The organism is Apilactobacillus intestinapis (assembly GCF_049166695.1).
GTDB classification, from domain to species: domain Bacteria; phylum Bacillota; class Bacilli; order Lactobacillales; family Lactobacillaceae; genus Apilactobacillus; species Apilactobacillus kunkeei_C.
Window position 1 is genome coordinate 68,857 of record NZ_JBMHFD010000003.1, and the last position, 13,468, is coordinate 82,324.

The window sequence follows — 13,468 nt, forward strand, 5'->3', positions numbered from 1 at the left end:
ATCTAACTTAAGGGGTTCTTTTATGTTTTCTAAAGAATTAAAATTAGCTGCCATTAAAGATTATTATAATGGTTTAGGATTTACAAAAATCACTAATAAATATGGTATTAAAGGGTCTGCGACCCTTTATGAATGGATCAGAAAAGTTGAACAATTTGGAATTGAATATTTCTCAAAAAATACAAAGACATATTATGAATATTCATTTAAAATAAAGGTCATAAATTGGCGACTTAAAAATCATGAATCTTTAACAAATGCCGCACGGCATTTCGGAATAAGCGCTCCTTTTGTGATATATCAATGGGAACGCTTAGCAGCTGAAGGTCGCCTAAATAAACCTAAAGGAAGACCGCCCAAAATGAAAAATAATAAAGATATGTCATTGGAAGAAAAGAATAAGCAACTTGAACAACAAGTAACATACTTACAAGCTAAGGTTGCATACTTGGAAAAATTGGACGCCTTGATTCAAAGCAAAAAATCACCAATAAAGAAAAAGCGCAAATAATAAATGAGTTAAGGCGAGAAATGAACGTTCCATTATTTGTGTTATTAGATATTGCCGAGATGTCTAGTAGTAGTTATTACGATGCGTGTCAACGTGAGTACGAAGTTGATGACCAAGAGGTCATCAGTGAGATGAAAGTCATTAGAAACGAATTTAAAGATTACGGATATAGAAGAGTAACTATTGAATTGAAACGCCGAGGATATAATATTAATCATAAAAAAGTCCTTCGTATCATGAAGAACGAAGGACTCTTATGTGATAGTTATAAACGAAAAATTAGAAAATATAATTCTTATAAAGGAACTTGTGGCAAGGTCGCAAGCAATAGACTAAGAAGAAGATTTAAAACAGATCGACCATATCAAAAGATAGTTACAGACGTTACTGAACTTAGATGGGGAAACAAAACAACCTTAGAAAGAGCATATTTCACAGCGTTTATGGATTTATACAACGGTGAAATAATTTCTTGGAATATAGGATTACACCCAAACGTTGATTTTGTAGTTTCTCCATTGAATGAATTAATGGGACTACGTCCCAAAACTAATTACAGAATGACTGTTCATTCAGATCAATGATTTCAGTATCAAAACGGTAGATATATCAATGTTTTAAAAAGTAATAAAGTGTTTCAAAGTATGAGTAGAAAAGCTACTTGTTTAGACAATGCATGCATAGAAAGCTTCTTTAATCAATTAAAGGTCGGCACTGTTCATAATAATAATTTTAAAGATTATAATTCCCTTAACCAAGCGGTTAAGGAATATATATCCTATTACAACAATTATCGTATAAAACAAAAACTGGGAGGAATGTCACCGGTTGAATACCGGAACAATTCCTCCCAGAAAATTGCATAACCATCCTCCAATTTTAGGGGTTCAGGTCATGTCTTTTTTTATTTTGATAAAATATTTCTAATTGCATTTTAATCATATAAGAATATTGTTACAATAAATCTATAACTATTTAATAATTTCAAGATGGGGGATATTATGAATAATAATAATAATAGTGAACAAAAACTTCGTTTTAAAATGTATAAATCTGGAAAGCATTGGGTTGTTGCAGGTTTAACAACAGCTGTTGTATCAGTTGCAATATACAGTGGCTCTTCAATTATTAATGGTGGAATAACAGCAAAGGCAGATGTGCAAAGCACTACACGAGCAACTACATCAGTTTCTGATAATTCAAAAGATTCATCAAATAGTATTAGTACTAATAATTCAAATGATGACAATCAAATTGCAACACTTCCTCAAGATGGTACATATTCAACTGGAGATAACGGTCAAACTTGGAAGTATGTTGAACAAAATAAAAACATACAGGGACTTTATAAAGATAGTGACAACCAACTAAGATACTTTAATGAATATGATGGAACTCAAGCAAAGGGTGATATCGTAAATGTTAATAATAATAACTATTATTTTGATAGTGGTAGTGGTCAAGGACATAAGATAGATAACTACTCAGGTGGAAATTATGTTGAATCTAACGTCAATAATGAAAATGGTTGGATTTATAAAGCTACTGACAATACTGAAGTAAAAGGAATTGCCACTATCGATGGTAATGTTCAATATTTTGATCAATCAACTGGACTTCAACTAAAGGGTGGAGCGGTTCAAGTAGGAGGAGCCGACTACTATTTTGATCCAAACAAGGGAAACTTAGTTGGTAAAGTTGATCAAGTTGTAAATTCAAACAATTATAGTGATAATAAATTATTAGATAGTAATAAAAATGTAGTAAAAGGATTAACAGTTAATAATGGAACATTACAATACTATGATCCTTCTACTGGTGATCAAGTTAAAAATAAACAAGTGATTGCTAATGGTGTCACATATTATTTTGATGCAAGTGGTAACGGAACATACTTGTTCACAAATACAGGCAATAGTGCCGTTAATGATTTTTCACAACGTAACGCTGCAAATAGTGTAAATCCAAGTGATTACAAAAATGTAGTAGATGGATTTTTCACCGCAGATACTTGGTATCGACCAAAACAAATTCTCGATAACGGTACAACATGGAGAAATTCCAATAGTAATGACTTGCGTCCAATGATTACCGCTTGGTGGCCAAATAAGGATGTTCAAGTTAATTATTTGAAATTGATGCAAGACAATGGACTTTTAGATAAAAGTGTTACTTATACATTGCAATCAGATCAACAAGTTTTAAATCAAGCCGCCCAGAGCGCTCAAGTAAATATTGAAAAGAAAATATCACAAAAAGGTAATACTGACTGGCTAAATAATCTTTTATTTACAGGAGATAGTGATCACCCGTCATTTGTTAATCAACAATATGTTTGGAATATTTCTTCAGAATCACCTGGTCAAGATGATGCTTTACTACAAAATGGTTATCTTAAATACGTTAATAGTGATTTAACTCCAAATACTAATTCTGATTATAGAATTTCGAATAATTTATGTGATTTTTTACTTGCTAATGACGTAGATAATTCAAATCCAGCGGTTCAAGCAGAAGATTTAAATTGGCTATATTATTTAACAAATTTTGGCTCCATCACTGCAAATGATCCAGATGCAAATTTTGATAGTATTAGAATAGATGCTTATGCATTTATAAATAATGACATTGTGCAACGAAGTAATGACTACATGAGACAAAAATATAATTTAACTGAGAGTTCAGCTAATGCTAATAGTCATTTATCAATTGTCGAAGCGGGTGTTGACGCTGGAACAACATCAACTAATAATGATGAATTAGTTGAATCACCATTTAGGACAATATCATATGGATTAATACACAATGATAGAACTCCCCAAGATATGAATAATTTTATAAAAGAAGTTGATACTGGGGTTGTTATTGCTGACCATAATGATAATTCACAAGAATCTGGTCAACCTAATTATTCAATTGTTCATGCACATGATAAGGATATACAAGATAGAGTTGGAGAGGCTATTGTTGATGCGACAGGAATTAAAGATTGGACCAACTTCACTCCCTCTCAGCTATCTGCAGGTTTAAAATTATATTATGATGATCAACGAAGCTCAGAAAAGAAATATAATGATTATAATATTCCAAGTGCTTACGCAATTATGTTAACAAATAAAGGTACGGTTCCTCGTATTTATTATGGTGATATGTATCAAGATGATGGACAATTTATGCAGAATAAGAGTATTTATTATGATGATATTGTTTCTCTTCTTAATGCCAGAAAAAAATATGTTTCCGGTGGACAATCAATGTCTGTTGATAAGAATAATTTCTTAGAAAGTGTAAGATTTGGGAAGGGTGCTAACAGCGTAAGTGACGCTGGTGATAATGAAACACGTAATGAAGGTATTGGTTTGATTGTAGGAAATGACCAAAATAAAGTTTTGAGTGATGGCGATACCGTTGTATTGCACATGGGTGCCGCTCACAAAAACCAAAAATACCGTGCATTGATGCTAACGACAAATGATGGAATTAAAAATTATACTTCGGATGAAAATGCACCTGTTGCTGAGACTGATGACAATGGTGATCTGGTGTTTAGTAATAAAGAAATTAATGGGCAGTCAGATACAAACGTTAGGGGAGTTTTAAATCCTGAAGTTGCTGGATATGTTGCAGCATGGGTACCAGTTGGAGCCGCTGATAACCAGGACGCTAGAACTGAATCTAGCAATAAAACTATTAATGATGGTAAGGTGCTTCATTCAGGAGCTGATTTAGATTCTAATGTTATGTTTGAAGCATTCTCAAATTTTCAACCAGAACCAACAAATGAAAATGAATATGAAAATGTTGTAATTTCAAAAAATGCATCCTTGTTTAAGGACTGGGGAATAACAAGCTTTGAACTTCCACCACAATATAGATCAAGCAGTGATCATACATTTGTCGATGCTACCATTAATAACGGATATGCATTCTCTGACAGATATGATTTAGGTTATGGAACACCGACTAAATATGGAACAGATGTTGATTTAAGAAACGCTATTAAAGCACTTCATGCACAGGGTATGCAGGTTATGGCAGACGTAGTTTATAATCAGTTATATAATTTACCAGGTCAAGAAGTCGTGTCTGCAGTTAGAGCAGGATTTACAGGAAATACAGTTTCGTTACCTTTTGGAAATCAGTTGTATGTTGTTAATACTATTGGTGGTGGTGATTACCAAAAGAAATATGGTGGGGCATTCTTACAAAATTTATATAATGAATATCCTAGCTTGTTTAATTCGGAAAAATATCAATATAATAGTAAGAATTACGACACTAATTTACTTGTTATGACTGATGGAGAACGTTCTGCAATTCCTTCTGATCAACCAATTACTGAATGGTCAGCTAAGTATATGAATGGTACCAATATTCTTGGTCGTGGTATGGGATATGTTCTAAAAGACTGGAACACTGGCGCTTACTTCAAGATAAGTGGTGATGACTCTACTCTTCCTACGAGCTTAACTTATAGAAGCGGATGGGTAGAAAATCCAGATAGCTCCTGGTCATACTATGCAAATAACAGTTTTGATAAATTAACAGGAGCACAAATTGTTAATGATCAAAGAGTATTTTTCGATAACAATGGTATTCAAGTTAAAGGTGGATGGGTAGAAAATCCAGATGGAACTTATTCATACTATGACAAAAATAGCGGTGAACTTTTGGTAGGTTCTCAACTAGTAGACGGAAGACATGTATTCTTTGATAATGTTGGAGTGCAAGTTAAAGGTGGATGGGTAGCTAACACTGATGGTAGTTATTCATACTACAATGCTAATGATGGTACCATGTTAACGGGTGCTCAATTTATCGATGGACAAAATGTATACTTTGATGCTGATGGTAAACAGGTTAAGGGTAACTGGGTGCAAAATAACGATGGTTCTTGGGCATATTATGATGCTAATTTAGGTCATCTTGTAAAAGATGCTAAGCATGTTGATTCACAACCAAGCGGTCAACAAGCTAATAACAATCAATCCGAAGAAAAATCAAATTCACCATTAGTTGAATCTCAAAACAATAAAGATTCAGCTTCAGTAGAATCTCAAAATCATCAAAATTCAGTGTCAGTAGAATCTAAGAATGAAAACAAAAATCAATCAAACGATGTAAGAAAGCCTTCAGAAAAAACAGACACCAAAACATCTAATGAAAAATCAAAAGAAGTATCTAAAGAAGATGCTGCATATGACAATGCCAAAAAATCATTAGTAGAAGCTAAAAAGTTGGTAGATAAGAAGCCAAATAAAACTAATATTAATAAATATAAAAAGGCATTGAAGTCTTATGAAAATGCACAAAAGAAGATGAATAAGTCTGTGGTTTCATCATATAAAAAGGCTGCAAAAGAACTAAACGCTGCTAAGAAAAACCTTTCTAAGAAAAATAATAAGGTTAATATGAAGAAATATAGTATTGCTTTAAACAAATATCGTAATGCTAAGAAATCTTACGTGGTAATTAAGAAAAAAGATTTAGATAAATCTAAATCTGCGTTAAATACTGCTAAAAAAGCACTTGCTAAAAAGAAGACAAAGCAAAGTCAAAAGAAGTATAACGATGCATTGAAAAAATATTACGATGCAGAAAAAACTTATCTAAACTTGACTGGTAATTACACTAAAAGATATTATTATGATTTCGATAAAATAGGGAAAAAGGTTAAAGTTATCAAATCAACTTCCGTATATAATTCATTGAAACCAAATAGTAAAAAAGTAGTAAAGAAGATTAAAAAAGGATCAGTAATTAAAGTGAAGAAACTTATTTTGTCAAATAAGAAGTCATACTTTGATTTAGGATATAACCGTTTTGTAATCGCAAGTAAATCTTCTATAAAAAAAGCTAAGTAAGAGTATTTATAAATAAAGGCACAACCAATAAAACGAAAACGTTATTGGTTGTGCCTTTTTATATAATGTGTCTTTATGTCGTATCATTACAATTATTACAATTATAAAACTATTATTTCAATAAATGTAAATTATTAAATTTCTTAAAATAATATTAAAAACTGCTTATTTTTTCAGTTTTTTTTTGATATAATTTCAATTGTTGTATATCAAAATATATATGGAGGATAAATATGAATTTCAGTAATAATGAAAGAAAATTACATTTTAAAATGTATAAATCTGGAAAACAATGGATTACTGCCGGAATCATGACCGGAGCCGTTGTTATTACATTAACAGGAATTAACAATAATGTATCTGCTAAAGCTGACTCAACATCAACACCAACACCAACAGTTAGTCAACAGGGTAGTGGTGTTTCTACTCAATTAGGAAGTAGCGCTAACGTTCAATCAGGTAGCAATTCAGTACCAAGCACATCAGGACAAGTTGCATCTTCAGTTGTTTCTTCAAGTGCTAGTACCAACGCGAACAGCGGTAGTGGCTCAACTGTAGTTTCTTCAGCTGCGCCGTCATCTACAGCAACTTCTAATGCCACAACTAAGTCAACAGTTGATTCATCATCTGTAACAGTTGCTGGTGCAAACGAACAACAAAGTTCAAAGGCACCAGCTACTACTGACGAATCATCTGAAAACAATAAGACTATTGCTTCAAATGCTTCAGATGAATTTAAGGCACATACAAAAGTTGTTGATGGAAAGACTTACTACTTTGATAATAACGCTGAGCTTAAGTCACAAGTAGTTGTTGATAACTCAACAGTATATTACTTTGGACCTGATGGTGCATTAACTGACGTAACAAGTAAGTTTGCTTCAGGTAACATTGCCGCATCAGACAAGACCGCTATCTATTCAGCAGATGATAAGAATATCACTAATGTTAATGGATTTATTACTGCCGATTCATGGTATCGTCCAAAGCAAATTCAAGTAAATGATAACGAGTGGAGAGACTCAAATTCAAATGATTTTAGACCACTATTAAGTGTATGGTGGCCAACACAAAAAGTAGAAATTGATTACTTAAACTACATGAGCCAACAAGGATTAGTTTCTGGTAGTTTCAGTTCAAACAATACTTCTGATCAATTGAATGCTGCAGCTGCCACTGTAAGATTAAATATCGAAAAAAATATTCAAGAAAACAACGGTAGCGTTGATAAGATTAAGTCAATTTTCACTAATTTTGTAAATGCTCAATCACAATGGAACATGACTAGTGAAAACTACGACTTAAACGATGGATTCCAAGGTGGTTCACTGGTATATGGTAACAATGCTCAAACACCAAATGCTAACTCTAACTACCGTCTAATCAATAGAAACCCATCTCAACAAAATGGTGTATTGAACTATAATAAAACTAGTTACATAGGTTACGAATTCTTACTAGCTAATGATGTGGATAATTCAAACCCAACTGTTCAAGCCGAAACACTTAACTGGCTACACTACATGATGAACTTCGGTAGCATCACCCAACATGATAAGAATGCTAACTTTGACGGTGTTCGTGTTGATGCCGTTGATAACATGAACTCAGATATTTTAGACATCATTGCTGATTACTATAAAGATGCATATGGAATCAACAAAAATGATAAAAATGCTAATGATCATTTAGCCATCCTAGAAGACTGGAGTGCTAATGATCCTCAATATCTAAAAGACAAAGGTTCTAACCAAATGACCATCGATGGTGGTTACAAGGATGCGCTAGCTAATGCGTTAACTAATGATCCTAAGAGCCGTACAGATATTGCCAAGTTAATTACAGCCGGTGTTGTTAATAGAAGAAAAGATAGCACATACAATACTGCTATTCCTAACTATTCAATCGTAAGAGCCCATGATGCCGGTGTTCAAACCGTTATTGCTCAAATTATTCAAGATAAGATCAACCCAACTGCTAATGGATTGAACCCAACATGGGATGAAATTAACAAAGCATTTAAGATTTACAATGCTGATGAAAAGAGTACTAACAAGAAGTACACACAATACAACATTCCTGCTGCTTACGCCTTAATGTTAACCAACAAGGATACAACACCACGTGTTTACTATGGTGACTTGTACACTGATAACGGTCAATTTATGGCAACAAAGACACCATACTACAACTCAATTAGCGCAATGCTAAAGGGTAGAGTTAAATATGTAGCTGGTGGTCAAGCTATGAAGACCGTAGCCGTTAACAACGGTAAGAACAAGGTATTAGTATCAGTTCGTTTTGGTAAGGGTGCTAACTCTGTTACTGCTAAGGGTACTAAGCACACTAGAACATCTGGTATCGCTGTGATTGAAAGTAACAATCCTAAACTTAAGTTAGGTAAGAAGGATAAGGTTGTTATTTACATGGGTGCTGCCCACAAGAACCAAGCATACAGACCATTAGTTAATACAACTAAGAAGGGTATTGCTACTTATGCTACTGATAAGAGTGCTAAGAAGAGTGTTATCTACACCGATTCAAAGGGTCGCTTAGTTCTTACTGGTTCAGCTATTAAGGGATATGCGAACCCACAAGTATCTGGTTACTTATCAATGTGGGTACCAGTTGGCGCATCTGCAAAACAAGACGTTAGAACTGCTCCAAGTACAAAGACTACTAAGGATGGCAAGTCATACCACTCAAACGCAGCTTTAGATTCCAATGTTATCTTTGAAGCATTCTCTAACTTCCAAAGCATGCCAACTAAGGAATCACAATATTCAAACGTTGTAATTGCTAAGAAAGGTAAATTGTTCAGTGGATTAGGATTCACTAACATCGAATTGCCACCACAATACCGTTCAACTAATGACGGTACTTTCCTAGATTCAACTGTTCAAAATGGATACTCATTCAATGATAGATATGACCTAGGATTTAACACGCCAACTAAGTACGGTACTGCTGAACAATTAACTACTGCAATTAAGGCATTGCATGCACAAAAACTTAAGGTATTGATGGACTTTGTTCCAGATCAACTTTACATGTTGCCAAAACAACAAGTTGTTTCTGCAACTCGTGTAAACCAATTAGGTGTTCTTAACGACAAGACTAACCTAATTAACATGCTATATGACTCATACAGTCAAGGTTCAGGTACTGATTACCAAGCTAAGTATGGTGGAGAATTCTTAAGTGATCTACAAAAGATGTACCCAGACTTGTTTACAACTAAACAAGTATCAACTGGTAAGACAATTGATCCATCAACTAAGATTAAGACATGGGATGCTAAGTATCTAAACGGTTCTAACATCCAAGGTCGTGGTGCTGAATACGTATTAAGTAACTCATACGGTGCTGGATACTTCACTGTTCTTACATCAGACAACCCTGGAATCAAGGCAACTGTATTACCTAAGGAACTTCTAGGTCAAAGTGTTAACTATGGTTTAACTACTATTGATGGTCAACAAAGATACGTTACACCAAGTGGATACGTTGCTACTAACTCATTCTTAAAGGATGATGCTGGTAACTGGTACTACGTTGATGCTCAAGGTAATTTCGTAACTAAGCCAACAATTATCAATGGTTACCAATACTTCTTCTTACCAAATGGTATGAACGTCAGAGATGCAATGCTTAAGAATAGTGATGGTACCATGACTTATTACCAAGCAAATGGTGTAAAGGCTCAAACATCTGGTTACTATGTAAGTAACAATATTGGTCAAGTTGTATACATTGATAAGAATGGATATGTATACAAAGGATTTATGACCACAGGTGGGGTTACCCAATACTTCGATCAAAATGGTTATCAACTAAAAGATAGTATGGTAACTACCAAGAAGGGTACTCAATACTTTGCTGCAGGATCAGGTAACCTTGTTAAGAACCAATTCTTTGGTTACAACAACAACTGGTACTATGCCAACAAGTCAGGATACCTTGTTAAGGGTCATCAAACTATTAATGGTAAGAAATACTTCTTCTACAGCAATGGTGCTCAAGCTAGAAACACAGTTATTGTTAACAAGAATAAGACTTTATCATACTATGCTCTTTCTAATGCACAATTGGTAACTAAGACATTTAAGTACAAGGGTAAGAAGATTACCATTAAGAATGGTGCTATCTACGCTCCTAATAAGTTAGTTGTTATTCCTGCTGGTAAGTTCTTATTAAATGCTAAGAACCATGCTAACCCAGGTGTTCATAAGGTTTCAGGACACTACTATTCATTTGATGGTAGTGGAAAGATGAAGACATCTGGAACTGCTAAATTTAAATCCGTAACTTACAATGTAAGAAAGAACGGAACTATTAACTTCAAGACAGGTAAAGTTGTTAGTGCCAAGGATTTAAAGGCCGTTAAGAAACAATTAGCTGCCAAGAAAAAAGCTGTAAAGGCTGAAGCAAAGAAAGTATCTGCTGCTAAGAAAGCAGTTAAGAGATACAACTCTAAGAAAAACAAAGCAACATACAAAAAGGCTACAAAAGCTTTGAAAGACTTAAAAGCATCTGTAAAACAATTTAATGCTTACATTTCAAAGTTTAATAAGCGTAAGTAATCAATAAAAAAGAATGTCATTTTGGCATTCTTTTTTTGTGTGTTATGATGTTTTCATCAATTAAAGCGAGGAAATAATATGAAATTAAGAAAGATGTGGGCAATCACTTTTTGGGTATTGCTGATCGATTTTATTGCATTGAATCTTGTAGGGATGACCTCAATCAATTTCAACATTTATACCACCGCGCATAAGGTGATTGGTCAAATGGATCCAGGAATCCTAAGAGCGGTATTTGCGATTGCGCTATTGATATATGCTAAACGTGAATGGAAGATTGACGTCTTACATCAAAAGGGCGGCTACATGCACATGTTTAAAGATGGTTGGCTAATGATTGTGCTAACCGTTATGAACATCACAGTCGCCAGCGACACAATCGTATGGAAGAGTCTTTTATACCACATGAATGCCTTCAACATCGTTTTAGCGTTTGCAATTGGATTGATTGAAGCTTTGTTTGTGGGGATGTTTGAAGAAATCTCTATTCGTGGTGTCATGATGGGTGCCATGTTAAAGGGCTTTAAAAAATACCCAGTTATGAAGAGTATCTTCTTCTCAAGTATTGTCTTTGGCTCTCTTCACATGTTGAATTACTTTGTATCACCATTCTGGGACACTACCAACCAAGTAATTTACGCAGCCGGGTTAGGTTTTGTATTAGCGACTGTCTACTATGTAAGTAAAAATATCTGGGTATCTATCCTGCTTCATGCGGCGATGGATTACTCCTCATTTGTTTTTTCAATGCATTCAATCTATGCCAATACAGCAACATCCAATACGGTTGATATCTTATCAATTGCGATTTTTGTAATTGGCCTTGTATCATCATATCTATCACTACTTGTCTATAATCGTAAGCAAGGTAAGAAAGATCTACTATTTTAAAAGCTTAAGCAACGGAATAATTCCGTTGTTTTTTTATACATTTGTCAAATCAGTGAGATGTTACACAAAGTTAGAAGGCTCTATAACTACTGTTAATATATAAAATGTTAAATTTATCTTAAGGACAAATAAAATTATTGTGTTTTTATTCACAATACATATAATTAGAGGTGTAAAGAAAATATAAACGAAAAATTACAGAATAGAGAAGGTATTACAATATGAAAGTTATTGTTATTGGTTGTACACATGCAGGTACATTCGCTGTTAAACAAATTTTAAAAGAACACCCAGATGCAGAAGTTACTGTATACGAAAGAAATGACAACATTTCATTCCTATCATGTGGTATCGCTTTATATCTAGATGGTAAGGTTAAGGATCCTCAAGGTTTATTCTACTCAACCCCTAAGGAACTATCTGATTTAGGTGCAAACGTTAAAATGCTACACAGTGTTAAGTCTGTAGATACTGACGCTAAGACAATCGAAGTTGAAAACTTGGATTCACATGACGTATTTACTGATAAGTACGACAAGCTTGTTATGACAACAGGTTCACGTCCCGTTCTTCCTCCAATCGAAGGTCGCGATAACAAGAACGTATTCTTCTGCAAGAACTGGCACGATGCTCAAATCCTATTTGAAAAGGCTAAGGACCACAAGCGTATCGCCGTTGTTGGTGCTGGTTACATCGGTGCTGAATTAGCAGAAGCATTCTCAAACCACGGTCACGAAACTACTTTGATTAACAGTGACAGCCACGTACTATCAAAGTACTTCGACAAGAAGTTCACTGACAAGATTGAAGAACTATACGCTGACCACAACGTAAAACTAGAACTAGGTGTTCGTGTTCAAAAGTTCTCAGGTGATGACGAATTAACATTATCAACTGGTGATCACGACATTAAGGCTGACATGGCTATCCTATGTGTTGGTTTCCAACCAAACACTGAACTATTAACTGGTAAGGTTGATATGATGGATAACGGTGCTATCATCACTAACGAATACATGCAATCATCAAACCCAGACATCTTCGCTGCCGGTGACAGTGCTGCTGTGCACTTCAACCCAAGTGAAACTAACGAATACATTCCACTAGCAACTAACGCTGTTCGTCAAGGTATTCTAGTTGGCCAAAACATTGAAAAGCCAACAACTAAGTACATGGGTACTCAATCATCATCTGGTTTACAACTATACGATTACGCAATAGTTTCAACTGGTATGACAGTTGGTATGGCCGAAAGAAAAGGTATGAAGGCAAGCTCAGTAGTTGTTGAAGATAACTACCGTCCAGAATTCATGCCAACAACTGAAAAGGTATTAATGGAACTAGTATACGACCCAAGCACTCGTCGTATCTTAGGTGGATCATTAATGAGTCGTTACGACATTTCTCAATCAGCTAACACATTATCAGTTCTTATCCAAAACAAGAACACAATCGATGACTTAGCAATGGTTGATATGTTATTCCAACCAAACTTTGACCGTCCATTCCACTACCTAAACATTTTGGGTCAAGCTGCTCAAGCGCAAGGAGAAAAGTAAAATTCTTAATTAAAGTTGAAAAATTCCCTAAAAATTTCATTTTAGGGAATTTTTTTATAG

The 13,468-nt window shown here is 34.4% G+C and carries 7 protein-coding genes and 1 pseudogene; all 8 read left to right on the forward strand.

What is annotated here, in order from left to right; genetic code table 11:
• Nucleotides 1–22 precede the first annotated feature (22 nt).
• The gene (locus ACOMA7_RS03160) at nucleotides 23–511 is read left to right on the forward strand and encodes a helix-turn-helix domain-containing protein (protein WP_421391919.1); all 489 of its coding nucleotides are present in this window, start codon (nucleotides 23–25) and stop codon (nucleotides 509–511) included.
• Between the two features lie 20 nt (nucleotides 512–531).
• Nucleotides 532–1,095: an IS3 family transposase gene (locus ACOMA7_RS03165; protein ID WP_421391921.1), complete on the forward strand. Its 564-nt coding sequence runs from the start codon at nucleotides 532–534 to the stop codon at nucleotides 1,093–1,095.
• 60 nt (nucleotides 1,096–1,155) lie between these two features.
• Complete coding sequence (locus ACOMA7_RS03170) at nucleotides 1,156–1,377, forward strand: IS3 family transposase (RefSeq protein WP_421391924.1); 222 nt, start codon at nucleotides 1,156–1,158, stop codon at nucleotides 1,375–1,377.
• Between the two features lie 135 nt (nucleotides 1,378–1,512).
• A pseudogene (locus tag ACOMA7_RS03175) lies at nucleotides 1,513–1,620 on the forward strand (KxYKxGKxW signal peptide domain-containing protein); the annotation flags it as partial.
• A 48-nt stretch (nucleotides 1,621–1,668) separates the two neighbouring features.
• On the forward strand, nucleotides 1,669–6,375 hold the full coding sequence (locus ACOMA7_RS03180) for a glycoside hydrolase family 70 protein (RefSeq protein ID WP_421392079.1): 4,707 nt from the start codon (nucleotides 1,669–1,671) through the stop codon (nucleotides 6,373–6,375).
• 233 nt (nucleotides 6,376–6,608) lie between these two features.
• Nucleotides 6,609–10,958, forward strand: a complete 4,350-nt coding sequence (locus ACOMA7_RS03185; RefSeq protein WP_421391926.1) for a glycoside hydrolase family 70 protein — start codon at nucleotides 6,609–6,611, stop codon at nucleotides 10,956–10,958.
• Nucleotides 10,959–11,036: 78 nt separating this feature from the next.
• Nucleotides 11,037–11,849 carry a CPBP family intramembrane glutamic endopeptidase gene (locus ACOMA7_RS03190; protein ID WP_263506552.1) on the forward strand — a complete coding sequence of 271 codons (813 nt, stop codon included), beginning with the start codon at nucleotides 11,037–11,039 and terminating at the stop codon, nucleotides 11,847–11,849.
• A 221-nt stretch (nucleotides 11,850–12,070) separates the two neighbouring features.
• Complete coding sequence (locus ACOMA7_RS03195) at nucleotides 12,071–13,408, forward strand: FAD-dependent oxidoreductase (protein ID WP_421391929.1); 1,338 nt, start codon at nucleotides 12,071–12,073, stop codon at nucleotides 13,406–13,408.
• Nucleotides 13,409–13,468 lie beyond the last annotated feature (60 nt).